The organism is Pedobacter heparinus DSM 2366 (genome assembly GCF_000023825.1).
GTDB lineage: Bacteria > Bacteroidota > Bacteroidia > Sphingobacteriales > Sphingobacteriaceae > Pedobacter > Pedobacter heparinus.
The window spans coordinates 3,778,205-3,799,732 of record NC_013061.1 but is presented as its reverse complement, the minus strand read 5'-3'; the positions used below and the strand labels follow the sequence as shown (position 1 = coordinate 3,799,732).

Genomic DNA, 21,528 nt, shown 5'->3' with positions numbered 1-21,528 from the left:
CAATTAATATTAATCTAATGATTTTAAACGAATGCTCACTGCATTTTTGTGGGCATCCAGCCCCTCAGCAGCAGCAAGTACTTCAACGGTATTTCCTATATGCCGCAAACCCTGCGTCGTAATGTGCTGGAAAGTGATCTTCTTCATAAATGAATCCATCGATACCCCCGAATAGGCCCTGGCATAACCACTGGTAGGCAGGGTATGGTTGGTTCCCGAAGCGTAATCCCCGGCACTTTCAGGCGTTAAATTTCCTAAAAATACTGATCCGGCATTGCTGATCAGCGGGATCAGCCGCTCACAGTTATCGGTAGCAAGGATAAGGTGTTCCGGTGCATATACATTACTGAATTTCATGCCCTCTTCCAGGTCATTCACCAGCACGGAATAGGAGTTTTCGATGGCTTTTGTCGCAAACGCTGCCCTGGGAAGTACTTGCAGTTGCAGCGCCAGTTGCTCCATTGTTTCATCTATGATTTTACTTGAGGTGGCAACCAAAATAGTCTGAGAATCAATGCCGTGTTCTGCCTGAGCTAAAAGATCAGAAGCAATGTATGACGGAATGGCAGTCTCATCAGCAAGCACCAAAACCTCCGATGGGCCTGCAGGCATGTCTATTGCAGTCATGGTATTTCCCTGTATCAGTTGCTTGGCCTGGGTCACATACCTGTTGCCGGGTCCAAATACCTTGTCTACCTTGGGCACGCTTGCTGTTCCGTAAGCCATTGCCGCTACAGCCTGCGCCCCACCCACCAGGTAAATCCTTTCTATACCCAGTAACGTGGCTACATAGGCCAGGTAACAATTGGTTTTGCCATCTTTCTGAGGTGGAGAACAAACCACGATTTCTTTACAGCCTGCCAGTACTGCCGGGATACCCAGCATCAGGAAAGTACTTGGTAAAACTGCAGTTCCACCAGGGATATACAGGCCAACCCGTTCAATAGCCCTGGTTTCGCGCCAGCAGGTTACGCCGGGCATGGTTTCTACTTTATCTTCCTGCAGCAGTTGTGAAGCGTGGAAGGTTTTGATGTTTTGGTAAGCGGTATCAATGGCAGCTTTAGCCTCAGCAGGAATAGTAGCCGCAATGGTCATGATCTCCTGCTGATCAATAAAAAGCTCTTCAAGCCGGATCTGGTCAAAAGAAAGTGCATAATCAAACAAGGCCTTATCGCCCTCCATCTTTACCCTTTCCACGATGGATTTTACCCTTTCCTGTATGTTTACATCGTCTTCCAGTTGTCGCAAACAGATTTCTTCAACTTCTTGTTTAGTTAAATCTTTATAACTGTAGATTTTCATCGCGTTCTTATATCTTTAGTTTTGATGAAGCTCAAATAAATTTGGGTTTCAATGTTTTATGATTTAGTATTAACTAATAGTTAATGGTAAAACAGACATTTTTTTGTTAAAACTATGGCCTAGGCGATGATTTTTTCAATTGGCATCACTACAATTCCTTCGGCCCCGGCAGCTTTCAGACTATTGATCTTTTCCCAGAAATCATATTCTGCAATTACCGAGTGTACGGCTACCCAGTCTTCATCAAACAGTGGAACAACAGTCGGGCTCTTAACACCTGGCAGCAGGTCCACTACTTTTTTGAGGTTAGACCTGGCTACGTTAAGTACCACATATTTGGTCTCTTTAGCGCGCAGTACCGAGCGGATCCTTTGCAGCAGCTCCTGCACTTCGGGCAGCAGGTCCGACCCTGCTTTACCGATCAGAACGGCTTCAGATTTCATCACCTCCGAGAAAGGTTTCAGCCCATTGCTTTTCAATGTTCCGCCAGTTGAAACAATATCACAGATGGCATCGCTCAGGCCCAGACCAGGACCAATTTCAACGGAACCAGAAATGGTGCGGACTTCCGCATCAACGTTATTGTCTTTCAGGTATTTTTCCAGGATCACTGGGTAGGAGGTAGCGATGGCTTTGCCACTTAACTGGGCAATCCCTGTAATGTTGCTTTCGTTAGGGATGGCAATTTTTAGGGTACATTTACCAAAGCCCAATTTTTGCAGGTAAGTTACTTCGGCACCGGCTTCAACAATTACGTTTTCACCAACAATACCAAGGTCGGCAATGCCATCCTGTACATATTCAGGAATATCATCATCTCTCAGAAAAAGAATTTCCAAAGGGAAGTTAGTAACTGTTGATATAAGGGAGCTTTTGTAGTTTTCGAATGATAAACCACAATTTTTAAGAATTTCTACTGATTTTTCGTTTAATCTACCCGATTTCTGGATAGCTATTTTTAGAGTTTTCAATTTGCTTTTAGAATTATTGATTGAACAAGAAAATAAGGTCGGAAACAAGTTTTGAAGTACAAAACATTACATATACATCGCCAATTGGCGATGGTGCAAATGTAAGTGATGGTTCAAAATTAAGTTCATAATCTTATTAAAGTCCTTTTATCAATAATGGCTAGCATCTTGATGAGGTTGCAAAGATATAAATAGAATCTGTAAAATGGTATAAATTTCCCAATATTTTTAATTTACATCACCATTATACGGCAGGGTCTTCACAAAACAAAGTTTTGCTTTTTTTTCAATCCATTTTAAAGTAATGTAACCTTGGTCATGTAAATGTTGTAAAATATCCAGGGCTTCTTTTTCTTTCATCCCCATAGCCCGCATAAATTCTTCGGTAATAAAAGAGTCCTTATCCTTTATAAACCTCCAAACCCTGGTGTTTATTTTAATTGATTCTGTCATAATTTTCAGTTGTAATATAATTTTTTACTAAAGTACTTTGGTGATTCCTTGTAACCCTGACGCTCATAAAATTTATGCGCAGCAACCCTTCTGGCACTACTGTGCAACTGCATGCGGTCACAATTTCTAGACCTTGCCAATACTTCAGCATACGCTTCCATTGTTTTTCCTATTCCCTTACTTCTTACAGTTGCATCAACAGCAAAATAACTGATCATGGCAAAATCACCAGCCAAGGCTATCTGTGGTATAAAATGGACGGATATAAAAGCTACAACTTTATTGTTTAATTCATATACCAGTAACTCATGATCTGTATGGCTAAGCATTTTAGCTAGCTTATCGGCTACAAAAGTACCTGCAGTAGGATAGTCCAGCTGTTCCAGTAGATTTTTGATCATTACCGCATCTTCCACTTTTGCCTTTCTTATGGCCATATTCATTTTAATTCTTTGCCTTGCAATTTAAGAAGAAGCCTGGAAATATGAAATACAATTTTATGGCCCTAATATCGCTGCTTTTCCAGCTCAACTTTAAGCTCGTCTTTTAGATTTTTAGCTTTTTCCATCCATTCAGGTGCCTTATCACGGATGTCATCGGCTATAGAACGTCCATTAATGTCCTTTTTGGTTACATATTTAATGATGCCGTATACTGCGGCACCAATTAATGCTGTTTTAAATAATCCCATTGTTTGTTTTTTATTTTTTAGCTAAACACATGAAATGAAAAATAGTTTGCCCAAAACCGGAGTAATGTTGTTAAGAGGAAAGAACAGTCATTTTTATTGGCACTTCTTTTGTTCAGCCCCTTCTATCATAAATTAAATTAAGCTAATTGTACCATACTGCTATTTTGAAGAAATCCCTATTCCTGATTATTCCTGTTTGTTTAATGTTGCATGCCTGCAGCTGGTTTAAAGATACCCCGGAGATAGGGCTTAAACTTGCAGAACATTTCGACAATAAGCTCTATAAGCAATTTGATACAGTTGAGTACAATGTCATCTTTAACAGACATCTTGATTCACTGGGAAGTAATTTCTCCAATCCAAAGTTGATTAGAGCCTATTACAAGAGTATCCACAGCGAACCCGGACTGGTAACTAAATATTTTGTTAACGGTGCGTTGGATACACTTAAGAATTATATCAGCAGAAGTGAACAGCATGGTTTTAATCCGGAAGCGTTCGGGTATAAGAAACTTAAGGCACTACTGGAGCAACTTTCGGCCAATAAATTTAAATCCATTTCAGAAGTTTATCCTGTGGTGGCCGATCTTGAGCTGAACGCTGCCGAAAGCCTGATCAGATATAACAATATCATTTATTATGGGGCATTAAACCCCCGTAAATTGTTGTCAAGGTATTATGTGCCTGTTAAAAGACCCGACAGTGCAAGTATGACTGCAGTACTGGCAACCGGCAACCTGGAAAAACTATTGCGTGACATTCAGCCAGCTTCTGAGCAGTACAAGGTGCTTCAGCACGCCATGCTCAGTTATGCTCAAAAAGGAGAAAAGGATACACAGGCCTTTAAAACAGTAATGGTAAATATGGAAAGATTGAGGTGGAAATTGCCCGATCTTGGCGAAGAACATGTTGAAGTGAACATTCCTGATTTTACCTTAACCTGGTTTAGCGGACAGGATACACTGAGCCATATGAAGGTTTGTGTTGGTGGAGCCCGTGAAAAAGATTACGCAGAAAAAATAAAGTTGTACCTGAAATCAGGAAATCTTGATGATAAGCCTAAAAATCATGAAACACCAATTTTATACAGTAAACTTAATTCCATTCAGGTAAACCCGATATGGAATATCCCTGTGAGCATTGCCAGAAGTGAAATTTACTGGCAGGCCATCAGAGATCCTTATTATTTATCCAATAACAACATTAAGGTTTATTATAAGGGACAACTGGTTACCGATCCGGATACGATACAGTGGAACAAATATCCAAGGGAAAAATTACCTTTCCAGTTTAAGCAAGGTTCTGGCGAAGGCAATGCCCTGGGTAAGTTTAAATTCATATTTGATAATGGATCTAGTATTTACCTGCACGATACCAATAATAAAAGTGCCTTTGCGCGTAACAACAGGGCCATTAGCCATGGCTGTGTGAGGGTAGAAAAACCATTGGAATTTGCCGAAATGCTGGTTAAGGATAAGTATCAGTACGATCAGTTGAGGATGGAAGTGAACCTGCCACCTGTTGATACAACAAAAATGGAATTATATCGGAAAAAACTGGCTAAAAAAGCAGATACTCTAAATATTTTTCAGTTAAAGCCCAAATGGTTTGGCACGAAAAAACCTGTACCGTTGATCATCAATTACATTACGGCCTGGTCGCAAAACGGGACCATACAATTCAGGCCTGATGTTTATGGTCTGGATGAAACTTTGTATGCAGCTATGAAGAAATTCATGTAAATTGCTAACTTTGTTTTTTAATGAATTTCCTATATCCAGGTTTTCTTTTTGCCCTGCTGGCAATAGCTGTTCCTATTGTCATTCACTTGTTCAATTTTAGGAAATTTAAAAAGCTCTATTTTAGTAATGTACAGTTCCTGAGGGCAGTGCAGGAACAAAATTCCTCAAAAGAGAAACTGAAACACCTGTTGGTTCTATGCAGCAGGGTGTTGGCGGTTGTTTTCCTGGTATTGGCCTTTGCCAGACCTTTTATACCTTCCCCGGGCGAAAAAACTCAAATTGCAGGCCCTAATCTGGTCAGCATTTATATCGACAATTCTTACAGCATGGAAACCCTGAATAAAGAAGGTAACCTGCTGGAAGAAGCAAAACGTAAAGCAAAAGAGCTAGCGGGAGCTTATGGGATGACGGACCAGTTTAAGCTGCTGACCAATGATTTTGAGGGACGGCACCAGCGGCCTGTAAACCGGGAAGAATTGATAAGTATGCTGGACGATATCAAAATATCCGCAACCGGAAGATCGCTGCAGCAGGTGATCAACAGGTTACAAACAGATGTTTCGGCCAACAGAAATGAAGTGGCTTATTTGTTGTCAGATTTTCAAAAGGGCTTTGTAGGCATACAGCGTATACAAACCAATCCTGCACTGAGTTTTTCCTTCATAAAATTAAATGCCAATAGCCTGCCCAATATTTCCGTAGATAGTGTATGGAGCCTGTCGCCTGTTCATTTGCCCAATCAGGCCGAACAGTTTGTTGTGCAGCTGCACAATTATGGAGATGAGGATGCAGCAGACATACCTGTAAAACTGCGCATCAATAACCAGCAAAAGGCCATCAGCAGTGTTAAAATAGCCGCTGGCAAGACTATAAAAGATACACTCTCATTTAGTGGAATAGGGCCAGGATGGCAAAAGGGGGTGCTGAGTATTAAAGATTTTCCGCTAACCTTTGATGACGAGCTGAATTTTACGTTTAAGGTAACAGCTGAGCTGAAGATACTGAGTATTAACGGTGACCTGGCTGAAAGGGCTATTAAGTCGGTTTTTGCTACCGATGCTTATTTCAAACTTACAGAGATGCCAGAGTCTAACATCAGGTACTCTGCTTTTCCGGAGTATAGCCTGATTGTACTGAATGGTTTAAAAGAGCCCTCATCAGGTTTGGCACAGCAGCTAAAGCTCTATGTCCAGAATGGAGGCTCATTGCTCATATTCCCTGATCTCGAAGCCAGTGCTGCTGTATATAATCCTTTCCTTACTGGTTTATCTTTACCCGCAATTCAGCAAATAAATGCGGGCCCTGCAATTGCAAGTACTATTGAGTCGGAAAATTCACTGTTTAAAGATGTATTTGATGAAATTCCGGCAAACATAGACCTTCCCCAGGTAAATCGTTATTTTAGTTTTGCAGACCAGAGTTCCAGCAATAAAGAGCATATATTGAAGCTGCCATTGAATAAATTTCTGATAGCAAAGTATAATGTAGGAGCAGGCAAAGTGTTTTTAGCTGCCAGTTCTTTAAGCAGTAAAGATGGTAATCTGGCCAGACACCCGGTATTTGTGCCTTTGATGTTTAAGATAGCCTTTTCAGGTAGCAGGGAGCAGCCCTTTTATTATACCGTAGGGAAAAGTGAAGTGCTGGAGAATGACAAAATAAACCTGGCTGCCAACCAGTCGCTCAAATTGGTTTCAGCTCAGTCTGAGGTGATCCCCGAGATCAGGCAGACACCTGGAAAAACATTGTTGTTTGTGGCCGACCAGATAAAAAAATCTGGATTTTATAATTTACAACAGGCAGATACTGTTTTGTCTGTTGTGGCTTTTAACGACAACAGATCGGAATCGGATATGCATTATGCCACTGAAAATGAATTGAAAGCTTTGTTTAGCAAACAGGATATTGCCTTTTACAATTCAAAAAAAGATACGCTATCTATGCACATCGCTTTAAAAAATAACCCTACTGAGTTATGGAAACTTTGCCTAATTTTGGCCGTTGTTTTCCTAGCTACTGAAATATTATTGATCAGATTTTTTAATCCTATAAAAAATACACAAACAACATGAATCTTCTCATCTCAGGCGTAACCATTGTCGATCCCAACAGTAAGTTTAATCAGCAGATAGCTGATGTGCGTTTAGAACAAGGCAGGATTACTGCAATTGGCAGTAAACTGACCGTAAAAGGTGAAGAGGTAATTGATGGAAAAGGGTGTATCCTTTCCCCGGGCTTTTTTGACCTGAATTGTGCGATAGGCGATCCGGGATTTGAAACCAGAGAGGATATTGCCACAGCAACCGAAACAGCAAAGGCAGGAGGCTTTACGGGGCTGGCTGTTTTACCGCAAACTAAACCCGTGATACACTCGAAAGCCGAAGTAGCTTATATTGTGAACAAAGCGAAAAATAACCTGGTAGATATATTTCCGATAGGAGCTGTAAGCCATGACCTTGAAGGAAAGGAACTGGCCGAACTGTATGATATGAAGCTGGCAGGAGCTGTTGCATTTTCTGATGGGAGCAGGCCAATAACGGACGATGGCTTTATGAGCCGCGCCTTGCAGTATGCCAAGGGCTTTGATGGCCTGCTGATGGTATATCCTGAAAACAAGTCGATAGCTGGCAAATCGCAGATCAATGAGAGCAGGAACAGTGTATTGCTGGGGATGAAAGGTTTACCAGCGCTGGCCGAAGAAATGCACATCAGCAGGGATATATTTTTGGCAGGCTACCATGATGCTCCGGTACACATCAGTAACATATCTACTGCCGGATCGGTACTGTTGGTCAGAAAGGCTAAAAAAGAGGGGCTGAAAATAACCTGTGACGTAGCTGCGCACCAATTGGTATTTACCGAGGAGCTGCTGGGCGATTTTGACAGCAATTATAAGGTGAAACCGCCTTTGCGCGGAAAAGCGGATGTAAAGGCTTTGCTTGCGGGCTTAAAGGATGGTACTATTGATGCGGTAAGCTCGCAACACCGTCCGTATGAAATTGAATTTAAAAATGTGGAATTTGAGATTGCTGCTTATGGTATCATCGCTTTGCAAACAGTACTGCCACTGTTATTGAAAGCCGGACTGGATGCCGTGCAGATAGCGGCTAAATTAGCAGTAAACCCCCGTAAACTACTTGGGCTTGCTGTGCCCGTGATTGAGGAAGGTGCAGCAGCCAATTTTACTTTGTACAATCCTGCTGAAGAATGGCTGTACAATGCTGATAGTAATTTTTCCAAATCGGCAAATTCACCACTGATGAATAAGAAATTAACCGGTAAAGTAAAACTGGTATACAATAACAAACAATTACAAGTGTATGGATAATCATGTAAAAACAGCGCTGATCGCGTCGTTGGATAAGTTTGGTGCTGCTGCCGGAAAAGATCCGATACAGCTGGAAGAACGCCTGATAGAGGTGTTCAGTAAAGACCTTGGCTTTTTGCAAAAGGTAGAAGAGTTTGATGGAGCCTTTGATGAGCATCCTGCATTTGAAGAACTTAGAGAGGTATTCTTTGATCTGTTGATGATCAATTTCTTTGCCAGCGATGTAAAGAAACTGGAAGAAGATTACCTGGATTCAGAAGAGTGGGCAGATATAGAAGAAGAAACGATAGACAGGGGCACAGAATTGCTCAACCTGCTGCTGTATATCAATGAGTGCCACGATGAAAAAATTACGCCGGAGCTGGATGATTTTCTGAAAGAATTTTTATTGGTGGAAGAAGATGAGTTTCAGGACGAATTCCATATTTATGAAGACCTGATCAGCAATCAGCAGCTGGTAGAGAGCAGTGTGGAAGATATATGCAGTCATGCCGGTATGATAGAGCTGGCTGAAGAAATGGAAGAACTGTTTGTACCTTTTATGGTTTTCTTTCATCAGCCAAGGGCGAATGACAGGATTATCAAGGATCTGGAAACGTACAGTGCAAACAAGGAATTTGATGTAGCTGTATATACGCTGATTGCAGCATTTAATGTGAATTAAATACTTACCGAAATGCAAGAAAAAAATGTTGAAACGGCAAAAACGCCCAATGCGCTGGCTTTTAAAAGTGCACTGGCTTATGCAATTTACTTTCTGATACTGATCTATATATTTAAAGCGGCTGGAATTGACCAGAACAATCCGGACAGTTCTGTCGCAAATAAACTCGTTTACTCTGTAGCTTCTTATCTTCCGTTTATTCTGGCCATTATATATGTGCAAACCAATTATAAAAAGGAATTAGGAAATTATATTTCCTTTAAAACTGCATTTTCTGCTGGTTTTAAAGTTGCTGCTTATGCCGGTTTATTTATTGCTGTAGTACTGATGTTTTATTATAAAGTTCTTGATCCTGCTGCTTATGAGCGTTTGATAGAAAGTGCCCGGACAGCTGCAGGTGGGGATACAGAAAAATTAAGAGGAGTAGAGATGATGAAGTCGTATATGGTATTTTTTATTGGTTTTGGTGCAGCCATTACCTATACCATAATGGGTTTGATAACCAGCCTCATCGGTGCTGTCATTATTAAAAATGAGGTACCGGTACGATAAATAATGCAAATTATTATGGAAGCCTTCTTTCTGTTTCGAAAGGGGGCTTTTTTATGTTTTTAAGGCCTTAACCAGTTGGGCAATTAATTCCGTTTCGATGAAAGGTTTACCCACCAGCCCTGAAAACCCCTGTTTTAAAAGTAACTGCTCATCAGCAGGTTCAGAAGTTCCGCTGATCACAATGACCGGCAGCTGGTTTAATGGTTTAGCTAATGCACGGATAGCCGATAAAAGCTGTTTGCCATCCAATTCTGGCATCTGAAGATCTGTAAGTACCAGGTCGACGGGGTGTTTGTTGATGATTTCCAATGCTGCTCTGCCATTCGAAGCCTGTTGAAATTTAACATTCCATTTGGCCATCATTACTTTAAGGAACATTAGGTTCAGCTCATTGTCATCAACGGCAAGGATATTAAGCCCGTTAAGCAGGGATATCGGATCTTGCACCTGCCGGTCTGCAGCGATTTCATTTTTCTTGTATGGAATAAAAAAACTAAATGTGGTTCCCGTGCCTGAAATGCTTTTTACGCTGATTTTGCCACCCTGCATTTCTACCAGCTGTTTACAGATAAATAAACCTAGGCCGGTTCCTATCTGTTCTTTAGAAGAACTGGTCTGATAATATTTGGAAAACAGGTTTACCTGCTGTTCTGCACTGATACCTTCACCGGTATCTGTTACATCAACCTGCAGCATAGTGGTTTCTCCGGTAAGGAGTTCAGCATTTAAGGTAATTCCACCTTTGTTCGTATATTTTATGGCATTGCTAAGCAGGTTGACCAATATTTGTTTAAGTCGGAAACTATCGCCAAGTACCAGAGCTTCTTTGTTACCTTTAAAATGATACTGAAAGCCAAGTTGCTTTTTTGCAGCACTATAGCTCATGCTTTCCATCACCTGGTTGATGATATAATCCGGATTGAAAGGATCGCATTCTATCTTCAGGTCGCTGTTTTCCATTTTACCTGCATCCAGGGTGTCGTTCAATGTGCGCAGGAGCATATCAGAAGAACTTTTGATGGATTCGAGCATCTCTGTCTGTCGTTCGGACAGGTTGGTTTTGCCAAAGATGTATAGAAAACCCTTTATAGCTGTAAGTGGGTTACGGATTTCATGGCTCATATTGAGTAGCAGGTCCATTTTTTGCTGGGCAATTTTTACAGCCCTTTCATTTTCACCACGTAGTAGCAGTTCAGCCCTGTTGAGCTGAGTGATAAATAAAATAAGGAGTATGGCAAACAGAATGATCAGGCATAGCGCGGCTAAGTAAAATTTATTGAGCAAAGTGCTGGTCTGCTGATAATTTTTAAGGGCCATGGTTTTGAGGTCGCTGGCCATATTGTAATTAATTTCCTTCAGATCAGTCACAATACGTTCCAGTTCATTACTGATGTGCGCATTTAAGGTGATCAGTTCACGCTGCATGCTCAGCAGCTTAAGGTAATGGGCCTGCAGTTGCTTCAGTTTTTTAACATTTTCCGTTTTTTGTACAGCTATAATTTCTTTTAAGGTGTTTTCTATAGTGTTGGTGCTGTTGTTGTGACTAATCTCCAATATTTTTCCATCATTGTTTTTATTGGAAATGGCATCTTTTAGCCGGCCAAACAATCCTTTTCGTTCTACCGGCACCACTTTGCTAACGGTATCTGTATTGGCTTTAACCTTTTTCTCGCTGGTTTTTATCCTATTGGTAATAATGGGTGCATTTTTTTCGTCGGCACGGGTATTGAACTCCGCATACGCAGTTAACAGAGAATCGAAATTACGTTTAAGGCCCACCAGCCGGTCAGATAACTGTATTTTTTTTTGGTACCATTGTCTAACCTGAATGGCTTGTACATCACTTAGCTGACTGGTATCTGCATGTATTTTTAATAAAGTATCAATTTTATTAAATACAAGGCCGAGTTTAAACTTATAATCGGAAGTTTTTGGCCCATTAATGTGGGTAAGGGATTGCTGAAAATCGTCTTCTGCCTGATGTAGCAACTGTAATGTTTCTTCCGGATTCAGTTGCAGGTTAATGTTTGCAGCCAGCTCAGCAGTTTCAGCCAGTTGCCTCGTAATGTTGTTGCGTACAAAAAGAGCAGCTATAGCAAGAACAATCACTATGGTGAGGAATGTCAGGATGATCTTCCTGGCCAGGAGTCTGGTGTAATTCGGCTTCATTTGGGCTGTAAAAATAGGAAAAATAAGCTGGTATGGCAAATAAGGTATAAAAGCCGGTTAGGATAGCAGGCGTTGATAATACTGGAAGAAATCATTAAGATTGCTGAATATGGTGATGGTATTTGCTACTTGTACCAAACGTGACCGTTGACATTTTTCATCAAAAAAATAGAATGCTTGAACAATTTCTCTAAGTTTGCATTTGGTTTTTAGCGTTTACAAGCACACATGGATATTTCTGTTACCATCCCCCTATACAATGAAGAGGAGTCTTTGCCCGAGTTAACCGCGTGGATAGCCAAGGTAATGCAGGAAAATAACTTTTCTTATGAAATTCTTTTTGTGGATGATGGAAGTACAGATTCATCATGGGCCGTTATTGAAGCACTGAAAAAGGAATACGATGCGGTAAGAGCCATTAAATTTAGAAGGAACTACGGTAAGTCTGCCGGCCTTAATGTGGCTTTTGAAGCTGCCCGGGGTGATGTAGTGATCACTATGGATGCGGACCTGCAGGACAGTCCGGATGAGATTCCGGAATTGTATCGCAGGATAAAGGAAGAAAAATTTGACCTGGTATCCGGCTGGAAGAAAAAACGGTACGATCCGCTGAGTAAAACCATTCCTACTAAAATATACAATGCGGCAACCCGGAGAATGTCGGGCATTCACAACCTGCACGATTTTAACTGCGGATTAAAAGCCTACCGGAAGGAAGTTGTAAAAAATATAGAAGTATATGGTGAGATGCACCGCTACATACCTGTTATTGCAAAATGGGCCGGTTTTACCAAAATCGGAGAGCAGGTTGTAGAGCACAGATCACGCAAATATGGGGTAACCAAATTTGGCATGAGCCGGTTTATCAATGGGCTGTTGGACCTTTTGTCGATATTTTTTGTAGGTAAATTTGGAAAACGCCCAATGCATTTTTTTGGCACAATGGGGGTGCTGAGCTTTTTGATCGGCACATTTCTCGCCATCTGGTTGATTGGCGTGAAATTATACCACATTTCAAATGGGATCCCGCTAAAACGGGATGTCACAGACCAGCCCTTGTTTTATATCGCACTGGTTGCAATAATATTGGGTTCCCAATTGTTTTTAACAGGTTTTGTGGCAGAACTGGTTTCCAGAAGTGCCCCTGAGCGAAACCATTACCTGGTTGAAAAGGAGATCGGCTAACCCATGTTTTTTTCGATCATTATACCTCTTTATAACCGTCCGCAGGAAATAGATGAACTGTTAAACACCCTGGTCCATCAAACCTATACCCAGTTTGAGGTTTTGGTAATAGAAGATGGTTCTGTAAATGATGCCAGGGCTGTTGTCGCGAAATATGCCAATAAACTGGACCTAAGATATTTCTTTAAGCCCAACGAAGGGCAGGGCTTCACCCGAAATTATGGTTTCGAAAGAGCTAAAGGCGATTTTTTTGTTGTTTTTGATTCAGATTGCCTTATTCCGGAAAATTACCTGGAAGTGGTGCGGGACTATTTATATGAACATCAGCTGGATGCTTATGGCGGGCCCGATGCGGCGCATGATAGCTTTACACCTGTACAAAAGGCTATCAGTTATGCTATGACTTCACCTTTCACAACTGGAGGGATCCGTGGCAATAAAAAACATATCGGTCAGTTCCACCCCCGTAGTTTTAACATGGGCGTATCACGAGAGGTATGGGAAAAGGTAGGCGGATTTATACTGACCCGCTTGGGTGAGGATATCGAATACAGCATCAGGATCCATGAAAATGGTTTTAAAATAGGATTGATACCGGGGGCCAGGGTGTATCATAAAAGACGCACCAGCTTTGTACAGTTCTATAAGCAACTCCATTTTTTTGGCAGGGCAAGGATAAATATTTATAAACATTTTCCGGCAGAGCTGAAGCTGGTCCATTTTTTTCCCGCTGTTTTTACCTGTGGCGTAATATTTACCCTATTGATGAATATATTTTATTGGCCTTTAGCGTATTTATGTAACTTTATATTGTTAATCTACCTGATGTTGATATTTTTTCACTCCTGGCAGGTTAATAAATCGTTAAAGGTTGCATTTTTGAGTATTATTGCTGCGTTTATACAACTAACAGCTTATGGCTTAGGTTTTATGCAGGATTTTATTAAAAGAGTAGTATTTAGACAACAATGATTGAGTTTTTAAAGGAAAGTACATTTGCTGTAAATGAAACAATTGGCAAGGCATGGGCAGTAACCAAAAGAAATTACTTTTCTATCGCAACGCTTTGCTTTTTGATGTTCATTACTTCCAATGCATCGGGTTTAATGGCATTTTTTCTGAAGGATGTGAATAAGGGGCTAAGTGTGTTGATGGCCTTCTTTTTTGTCATGTTCTATTTTACCATCAACCTTTCTCTTTTTAAATACATTTTCCACCTGCTGGATGATGAATTTAATGTGAGCATTGTAAATACCATTCCTACCAGGAGACAGATCATCCGTTTTTTGGTGGCCATGTTATATTTTATGCTGTGTATTATAGGGGTTTATTCAATTGTGATCCTGATCGCGTTTCCTTTTATTTATACAGGCATCAGAATGGAGATCATCACAAACATTGCAATTTCTGTAGGGATTATCGCTATATTCATTACCTGGATCAGAATTTCCTTTTTTCCTTTTTTTATCATTGATAAAAACCTCCCCCCATTTTTATCCATTAAATTTAGTCTGGCAACCACTAAAGGAAATTTTACCAAGATCTTGTTGCTGTTGCTGGTATTGGGTGGCTTTCATGTGTTGTACTTGTTTTTTAGTTACCTGAAATGGCCGGTTATAGCTTTCTTTATTAATGTTTTGAGTTCTTTTATCATTGTTCCGTTATCCAGTGTGGCCTTAACCATTGCTTACAGGAAAATGATGAGTGAATATAAAGGAGAAGGCGAGCCTGACATTATTCATAATATAGTTTAATATATTATGGGATTAAAAGCTGCATTGAGCAAGCCATTTGCTGCCTTTGTAATTAAAGGCATCAACAGATGGAAAAAAAACGCTATAAAAGCACAAGAGGATACCCTTCTTAAAATTGTTGGTGCTGCAAAAAACACTGCTTTTGGCAAAGACCATAAATTTGCTGGGATAAAGGATTATGCAGATTTTAAAAAGCAGGTTCCCATAAGGGATTATGAAGAACTGAGGCCTTATATAGACAGGGTAGTTGCCGGAGAAAAGGATGTGATGTGGAAGGGCAAACCACAGTATTTTGCCAAAACATCCGGAACAACATCGGGTATAAAATACATCCCCATTTCAAAAGAATCTATGCCGGAACACATTAAAGCAGCGCGAAATGCGTTGTTGACCTATGTGCATGAAACCGGAAATGTGCGGTTTATTGATGGCAAGATGATCTTTTTACAGGGTAGCCCTGTAATGACCAAAAAGAATGGTATAAATGTAGGCCGCTTGTCGGGTATTGTGGCCAATCTTGTTCCTGCTTATTTGCAGAAAAACCGCCTTCCTTCTTATCAGACCAATTGCATCGAGGACTGGGAGGAAAAGGTGGATGCCATAGTGGGGGAAACGATCCATCAGGATATGACCCTGATCTCCGGAATTCCGCCATGGGTACAGATGTATTTTGACCGGCTGGCTGCGCGCTCCGGTGGTAAAAAGATCAAAGACATTTTTCCGAATTTTGAACTGTTTGTTTATGGTGGGGTAAATTTTGAGCCTTATCGTGCCAAAATTGAAGCAAGCATCGGACGTAAAATTGATGCTATTGAAACTTATCCGGCATCGGAAGGTTTTATTGCTTATCAGGACAAGCAGGACGATAAAGGCCTGCTGCTGCTGGCAGATGCAGGCATGTTCTACGAATTTATCCCTGCAGATGAGTTTTATAATGACCATCCCAGCCGTTTAAGCCTTGCCGGGGTAGAAATAGGTGTAAATTATGTACTGATCTTGAATACAAATGCCGGTCTTTGGGGCTATGTGATTGGCGATACTGTGAAATTTGTATCAAAAGATCCTTATAAAATTGTGGTAACAGGCAGGATCAAACATTTTATCTCGGCTTTTGGTGAGCATGTGATTGGTGAGGAAGTAGAGCATGCCTTACTTTCAGTTGCCAATGAAGAGGGAGTAGGCATTACCGAATTTACAGTTGCCCCCCAGGTAAATACCCCTAAAGGAGAACTTCCTTATCATGAGTGGTTTGTAGAGTTTGCCAGCTTCCCTGAAGACATGGCCGCCTTTAGTAAAAAGGTAGACGAAGCCCTTCAGAAAAAGAATATTTATTATTTTGACCTGATTGAAGGGAAAATATTGCAACCTTTGATCATCCGGTCTTTGCAAAAAGATGCTTTTGTGCGCTATATGAAGGTGCAGGGAAAGCTAGGTGGACAAAATAAAGTTCCGCGTCTGGCCAATGACAGGAAGATTGCGGATGACTTAAGTAGTTTTATAACTCGTCCTGAAGACGAAGAACAGAGGAGAATTAATTGAAAAATATATCCATTTTAGGTGCTACGGGTTCTGTAGGTACACAGGCTTTAGAAGTAATCGGGAGTAATCCTGACCTGTACAAAGTTTTGGCACTTACTGCCCAGTCCAACACTGATTTATTGATTGAGCAGGCCTTAAAGTTTAATCCGGTACTGGTGGTAATTACTGATGAAAGCAAATATGCAAAAGTAAAAGCTGCACTTTCTGGTACAGGTATTAAAGTGCTGGCTGGTGAGGAAGCACTTTGCGAAGCTGCAGCATTAGATGAGGTACACCTGGTGCTTACCGCTCTCGTAGGATCAGTAGGTTTAAGACCTACAATTGAAGCCATCAATGCAGGAAAGGATATCGCATTAGCCAACAAAGAGACTTTGGTAGTGGCGGGCGACCTGATTACACGTCTGGCAAAAGAAAAAGGAGTGAAGATTGTGCCCGTAGATTCGGAGCATTCCGCTATCTTCCAATGCCTGGTTGGCGAAAATAACCATACGGTCGAAAAAATATATCTTACCGCTTCCGGGGGGCCATTCAGAGGGAAAGATCATTCTTTTTTAATGGGGGTTACCAAGGCCGAAGCACTAAAACATCCCAACTGGGTAATGGGTGCAAAGATTACAATTGATTCAGCTTCGCTGATGAACAAGGGACTGGAAGTGATAGAAGCCAAATGGCTGTTTGGACTGGAAGCAGATCAGATTGATGTGATTGTACACCCCCAATCTATTGTGCATTCACTGGTACAGTTTAACGATGGATCGATGAAGGCACAGATGGGTTTACCTGATATGAAACTGCCAATCCATTATGCGCTTGCTTATCCCGACAGAATAAGCAGCAATTTTAAGCGTTTTAACTTTATTGATTATCCTGAACTGAACTTTTACCAGGCAGACTCAAAGACATTCAGAAACCTGGACCTGGCTTATACTGCGCTGCGGAAGGGAGGGAATATGCCCTGCATTATTAATGCGGCCAATGAAGTGGTAGTGGGTGCATTTTTACAGGACAGGATAGGGTTTTTACAAATGAGTGATGTAATTGAGGCCTGTATGGATAATATTGGTTTTATTGAGAGCCCCAGCCTGAATAATTATTTAGAAACAGATCAGTATACCCGTATATTAGCAGACCAATTAGTAACAAAATAGAATTTTAGCATCTAAACAGAACATTAAAATAAAAATATGAGTGGATTGATTATGGCGGCCCAGTTACTTCTGGGATTATCAATATTGGTAATTTTACATGAGTTGGGACATTTTTTGGCGGCACGTGCCTTTGGGATTAAAGTAGAGAAATTCTACCTGTTCTTTGATGCATGGGGTGTTAAGCTGTTTAGCTTTAAAAAGGGCGATTGTGAATATGGCATTGGCTGGCTGCCATTGGGTGGCTATGTGAAGATCGCAGGGATGATAGACGAATCTATGGATACCGAGCAGATGCAACAGCCGGCACAACCCTGGGAGTTTAGATCAAAACCTGCCTGGCAGCGCCTCATTGTAATGCTTGGTGGTGTATTTGTAAATATAGTGGTTGGTATTTTTATTTTCTGGATGCTGACCTTTAAATATGGCGAAACTTATATTGCCAATAGTTCTGTTGTGAGCGGGATAAACCCTGGCAGTATAGGTAAAGAGATCGGTCTGCAAAAAGGAGATCGGGTAATTGCTGTAAATGGCAATAAAGTAATTCGTTTTGAAGAGCTGATCAGTTCAAAAGTTTTACTGGGCAATACCAACCTTACGGTAGTGCGTGGCAATAAAACCATTGATATTAAAGTGCCCGACAACATATTGAACAAAGTTTCTGACTTAGGTATTGAGGCATTTATCAGCCGTAAACCGTTGCTTACTGCAACTATCGACAGCGTGCCCCCGGGCTTGCCAGCTGATAAGGCCGGCTTAAAAGCTGGCGACAGGATTGTATCTGTACACAGCAAACCTGTAAAATATGATGAAGATGTTAAGGAAGAGCTCACAAAATATAAAGGCAAGACAGTAGATTTTAAAATAAACAGAAGCGGGCAATTGCTGGATGTGAATGTAGCGTTGGATACTGCAGGAAAAATGGGCCTTTTCTTTAATGCCAATGAGATCAAAGAAGAAACGCTCAAATATGGTTTTTTTGCGGCTTTACCGGTAGGTATTGATCAGGCATGGAAAACTTTTAGCGACAATGCAAAAGGGATATGGAAGGTAGTTACAGGGAAAATCAAACCCAACAAGGCTTTTTCAGGCCCGGTAGAGATTGCACGTAAAGTTTATGGTGGTGAGTGGATATGGGCTAGGTTCTGGGCTTCTACAGGCTTTATATCTATTGCACTGGCATTTATGAATTTATTGCCTATCCCGGCTTTAGATGGGGGACATGTGGTGTTCCTGATCATCGAAATGATCAAAGGAAAACCCCTGGGCGATAAATTTATGGAGCGTGCACAGATTGTAGGTTTTGTAATGCTGCTGTCGCTGATGGTATTTGTGCTCGGGAATGATATCTTTAAAGCTTTCTTTAAGCATTAGTGCATGACAGACTATTTTAGCTTTTATGGCCTGCCACTGAGCTTTAATCCAGATGTAACTGTTGTAAAACAGCAATTCTATGCGTTGAGCAAAAAATACCATCCGGATTTCTACATCAATGAAAGTGAAGAAAAGCAGGCAGAGGTATTGGAACTGAGTACCATCAACAATAAAGCTTATCAGGTATTGAGCGATCCGCAAAAACGCCTGCAGTATATACTGGAGTTAAAAGGGCTTTTAAAGGAGGGCGAGAACTATATCCTGCCGCAAAGTTTTTTAATGGAAATGATGGAGGTCAATGAAACGCTTATGGACCTGCAGTTTGATCCCGACCCCCTTAAGCTGGCTTCCTTAACCAAAGAAGTCGACCTGGTTGAAAAGGCCATTGCTGACGACATTTTAAAGCAGACCGTTGCTTTTGAAACACTGGATGCTGAGGAACAGGAGCGGGTACTTGGCCTAATCAAAGACCTGTATTACCGGAATAAATATTTAATCCGTATCTGGGAAAGCATCGCTAAAGCAGCGGCAGATCATTAAGTTTGAATGTCAATATGTTTTTTTGTTTAAATTTTGGTTAAGTTATAAACTTAATGTTATATTTATTCTTACGATTCGGTAACGTACCCATGCTATCAAATGGAATGATATGACCAGCCTTGACGAAAAAAAAATACTTGAGGAATTGAACGCCGGAAACTACCAGGCCTTTACAGTCCTGTATGAAAAATACTGGGAAACACTTTTCCTTTATGTTCAGCGGATTATCCATAATGAAAGCGAAGCAAAAGACATTATTCAGGATACTTTTTTAACCATCTGGAACCTGAAAGGGAAGCTGGGGCACGTCCATTCCTTTAAAGCTTATGCTTTAACCATTGCTGGCCGTAAAGCACTCCGTCATATTCGTAACCACGCACACAAAACCGAACTGATAGATGGTTTTATAACTTTTCTAAAAGATCATGAACCGAATGCATTAGATCAGCTCATCAAAAATGAGCTGGCAATATTTGTAAATCAGGAAATTGATAAAATGCCTGAAAGAATGAGGGAAACCTATAAAAAAAGTAGGGAGGAAGGTTTGTCTAACCGCGAAATTGCTGCTTTGATGGAGGTGAGCGACCAGACTGTTAAAAAACAGATCAATTATTCTTTAAGGCACTTGCGCCTCGGGCTTTCCAAATTCCATGTATTGTTTATCTTTTGCTTTTTATTTCAGTAAAAATATTTTTTTTAAAAAAGGTATACCCCCAAACTCCATAAAAAGACTCTTTAATGAAATTACGTTCCGTTAGACAAGAAATGGAAAGATTGTCTCATTAAAGAAGATCAATATGAATAAGGAGAGCATAAATGCACTCATAGAGAAATATTTGAATGGCACAAGCAGTCGGGAAGAGACTGCCTGGGTTGAACAGTGGCTGGATGAACGTTCCAGGCAAAGTGGCTGGAACTGGAAGGATGAAGTACATAAAAAAGAAGTCCGGAAAGAGATCTTTGATAAGATAGAGGATAAGATCGGTGCTGCCAAACCCCTTAAGCAGAAATGGCTGATGCCGGTTTACCAGCTAACTGCTGCGGCTGCGTTGCTCCTTACTTTGGCAATTGGCTGGTGGTTTTTGCCGGGGCACAAAGAAAATAAAGTGCTGCAGACTTCTGTTAAGGCTGTAAAACCAGGTACAAAGGCAGCTACTCTGCAACTGGGAAGCGGAGAAGTGATTGATCTGGACGATCAGGCAGCAGGTATACTGGGGCATTCAGGCGATGTAAAAATCAGTAAAATAGCGGGCGGACTCATTCAGTATAATGCTGGGAATAACCTCTCTTCTGCTAAAATAGTAGAAAATACACTTTCTATTCCAAGGGGCGGACAGTACCAGATTACACTTTCAGATGGGACCAATGTTTGGTTAAATTCAGAAACCAAACTGTTTTATCCTAACCGGTTTACAGGTAAGGAAAGAAGGGTGAGGATTGTTGGTGAAGCTTATTTTGATGTTGCAAAAAATGTGAACCTGCCCTTTGTGGTAGAAAGTGAGGGTATGGATATTCGCGTTACCGGTACGGAGTTTAATATTTCTGCCTATAAAGGTGCAGAAACTGCAACAACTTTAATTGAAGGTAGTGTAGAGGTCAGTCACCAGGGCAACAGGTATATGAACCTGGTTCCCGGAGAACAGGCTTACCGAAAATCGGAAACCGAGATGAAGAAACTTAAGGTAGATGTAAATAACGCTATTTCCTGGAAAAAAGGATATTTTTCTTTCGACTACCTGAGCCTGGAAGAAGTGATGAATGAAATTTCCCGTTGGTACGACATTGATTATAAGATCATCGGAAAGCCTAAGAATCAGGATAAATTGGGGGGTACCTTTTCAAGGGAGAAAAGCATAGATGAGTTATTGGCCTATATAGAACAATTGGTTAATGTGAAAATTGTAAGAAAAGAAAGGAGCGTTACCATTATGTATTAGAAGCTTACTTAAAAAACAAAAGCCTTTTGTGTTGCTGCACATCAGGCTTCTGAAAATGTTCTGAGAACATTTTTAGGCTTAATAAACGTCGTTATTCATTTTTTTAAACCATATACAAATGTATGAAAATTTTAGGGTAAGCGCCCCAGCTTTCTGGCAGCGCTATTTAAAACAGCTTATGATGT

The 21,528-nt window shown here is 40.9% G+C and carries 20 protein-coding genes; 14 read left to right on the top strand and 6 right to left on the bottom strand.

Annotation, left to right across the window (positions count from 1 at the left end; genetic code table 11):
* Window positions 1–9: 9 nt before the first annotated feature.
* The 5 genes from hisD to PHEP_RS15860 form a co-directional block, all read right to left on the bottom strand.
* On the bottom strand, window positions 10–1,302 hold the full coding sequence (gene hisD / locus PHEP_RS15880) for a histidinol dehydrogenase (protein WP_015808996.1): 1,293 nt from the start codon (window positions 1,300–1,302) through the stop codon (window positions 10–12).
* Between the two features lie 119 nt (window positions 1,303–1,421).
* Window positions 1,422–2,273, bottom strand: coding sequence for an ATP phosphoribosyltransferase (gene hisG / locus PHEP_RS15875; protein WP_015808995.1), 852 nt, complete (start codon window positions 2,271–2,273; stop codon window positions 1,422–1,424).
* 228 nt (window positions 2,274–2,501) lie between these two features.
* Window positions 2,502–2,726: a hypothetical protein gene (locus PHEP_RS15870; protein ID WP_015808994.1), complete on the bottom strand. Its 225-nt coding sequence runs from the start codon at window positions 2,724–2,726 to the stop codon at window positions 2,502–2,504.
* Between the two features lie 5 nt (window positions 2,727–2,731).
* Window positions 2,732–3,163 (bottom strand): GNAT family N-acetyltransferase, encoded by a 432-nt coding sequence (locus PHEP_RS15865; protein WP_036674722.1) that lies wholly within the window; start codon window positions 3,161–3,163, stop codon window positions 2,732–2,734.
* A 68-nt stretch (window positions 3,164–3,231) separates the two neighbouring features.
* The gene (locus PHEP_RS15860) at window positions 3,232–3,417 is read right to left on the bottom strand and encodes a hypothetical protein (protein ID WP_015808992.1); all 186 of its coding nucleotides are present in this window, start codon (window positions 3,415–3,417) and stop codon (window positions 3,232–3,234) included.
* A gap of 164 nt (window positions 3,418–3,581) precedes the next feature.
* Here PHEP_RS15860 and PHEP_RS15855 point away from each other — a divergent pair, with 164 nt between their 5' ends.
* From PHEP_RS15855 to PHEP_RS15835, 5 genes are read left to right on the top strand one after another with little or no spacing between them, the layout of a single operon-like run.
* Window positions 3,582–5,159: a L,D-transpeptidase family protein gene (locus PHEP_RS15855; RefSeq protein ID WP_238326485.1), complete on the top strand. Its 1,578-nt coding sequence runs from the start codon at window positions 3,582–3,584 to the stop codon at window positions 5,157–5,159.
* Between the two features lie 20 nt (window positions 5,160–5,179).
* Window positions 5,180–7,228 (top strand): BatA domain-containing protein, encoded by a 2,049-nt coding sequence (locus tag PHEP_RS15850; RefSeq protein WP_015808990.1) that lies wholly within the window; start codon window positions 5,180–5,182, stop codon window positions 7,226–7,228.
* Window positions 7,225–8,484 (top strand): dihydroorotase, encoded by a 1,260-nt coding sequence (locus tag PHEP_RS15845; RefSeq protein ID WP_015808989.1) that lies wholly within the window; start codon window positions 7,225–7,227, stop codon window positions 8,482–8,484. Before PHEP_RS15850 ends, PHEP_RS15845 begins: the two co-directional genes overlap by 4 nt.
* Window positions 8,477–9,148: a hypothetical protein gene (locus tag PHEP_RS15840; RefSeq protein ID WP_015808988.1), complete on the top strand. Its 672-nt coding sequence runs from the start codon at window positions 8,477–8,479 to the stop codon at window positions 9,146–9,148. The genes PHEP_RS15845 and PHEP_RS15840 overlap by 8 nt, the downstream gene beginning before the upstream one ends.
* A 12-nt stretch (window positions 9,149–9,160) precedes the next feature.
* The gene (locus PHEP_RS15835) at window positions 9,161–9,700 is read left to right on the top strand and encodes a DUF4199 domain-containing protein (RefSeq protein ID WP_015808987.1); all 540 of its coding nucleotides are present in this window, start codon (window positions 9,161–9,163) and stop codon (window positions 9,698–9,700) included.
* A gap of 51 nt (window positions 9,701–9,751) precedes the next feature.
* Here PHEP_RS15835 and PHEP_RS15830 read toward each other — a convergent pair whose 3' ends face one another.
* Window positions 9,752–11,869 carry a hybrid sensor histidine kinase/response regulator gene (locus tag PHEP_RS15830; RefSeq protein WP_015808986.1) on the bottom strand — a complete coding sequence of 706 codons (2,118 nt, stop codon included), beginning with the start codon at window positions 11,867–11,869 and terminating at the stop codon, window positions 9,752–9,754.
* A 228-nt stretch (window positions 11,870–12,097) separates the two neighbouring features.
* Between PHEP_RS15830 and PHEP_RS15825 the strand changes: the two genes are divergently transcribed.
* From PHEP_RS15825 to PHEP_RS15785, 9 genes are all read left to right on the top strand, one after another.
* On the top strand, window positions 12,098–13,054 hold the full coding sequence (locus PHEP_RS15825) for a glycosyltransferase family 2 protein (RefSeq protein ID WP_015808985.1): 957 nt from the start codon (window positions 12,098–12,100) through the stop codon (window positions 13,052–13,054).
* A gap of 3 nt (window positions 13,055–13,057) precedes the next feature.
* Complete coding sequence (locus PHEP_RS15820) at window positions 13,058–14,026, top strand: glycosyltransferase family 2 protein (RefSeq protein ID WP_015808984.1); 969 nt, start codon at window positions 13,058–13,060, stop codon at window positions 14,024–14,026.
* A complete protein-coding gene (locus tag PHEP_RS15815) occupies window positions 14,023–14,808 on the top strand; it encodes a hypothetical protein (protein ID WP_015808983.1) in 786 nt (261 codons plus the stop codon). The genes PHEP_RS15820 and PHEP_RS15815 overlap by 4 nt, the downstream gene beginning before the upstream one ends.
* A gap of 6 nt (window positions 14,809–14,814) precedes the next feature.
* Window positions 14,815–16,347, top strand: coding sequence for a GH3 auxin-responsive promoter family protein (locus tag PHEP_RS15810; protein ID WP_015808982.1), 1,533 nt, complete (start codon window positions 14,815–14,817; stop codon window positions 16,345–16,347).
* Window positions 16,344–17,495 (top strand): 1-deoxy-D-xylulose-5-phosphate reductoisomerase, encoded by a 1,152-nt coding sequence (locus PHEP_RS15805; protein WP_015808981.1) that lies wholly within the window; start codon window positions 16,344–16,346, stop codon window positions 17,493–17,495. Before PHEP_RS15810 ends, PHEP_RS15805 begins: the two co-directional genes overlap by 4 nt.
* Before the next feature lie 36 nt (window positions 17,496–17,531).
* Window positions 17,532–18,866 (top strand): RIP metalloprotease RseP, encoded by a 1,335-nt coding sequence (gene rseP / locus PHEP_RS15800; RefSeq protein ID WP_015808980.1) that lies wholly within the window; start codon window positions 17,532–17,534, stop codon window positions 18,864–18,866.
* Window positions 18,867–18,869: 3 nt separating this feature from the next.
* A complete protein-coding gene (gene hscB, locus PHEP_RS15795; RefSeq protein WP_015808979.1) occupies window positions 18,870–19,406 on the top strand; it encodes a Fe-S protein assembly co-chaperone HscB in 537 nt (178 codons plus the stop codon).
* A 109-nt stretch (window positions 19,407–19,515) separates the two neighbouring features.
* The gene (locus PHEP_RS15790) at window positions 19,516–20,091 is read left to right on the top strand and encodes an RNA polymerase sigma factor (RefSeq protein WP_015808978.1); all 576 of its coding nucleotides are present in this window, start codon (window positions 19,516–19,518) and stop codon (window positions 20,089–20,091) included.
* Between the two features lie 112 nt (window positions 20,092–20,203).
* Window positions 20,204–21,343, top strand: coding sequence for a FecR family protein (locus PHEP_RS15785; RefSeq protein ID WP_015808977.1), 1,140 nt, complete (start codon window positions 20,204–20,206; stop codon window positions 21,341–21,343).
* The last annotated feature ends 185 nt before the right edge of the window (window positions 21,344–21,528 follow it).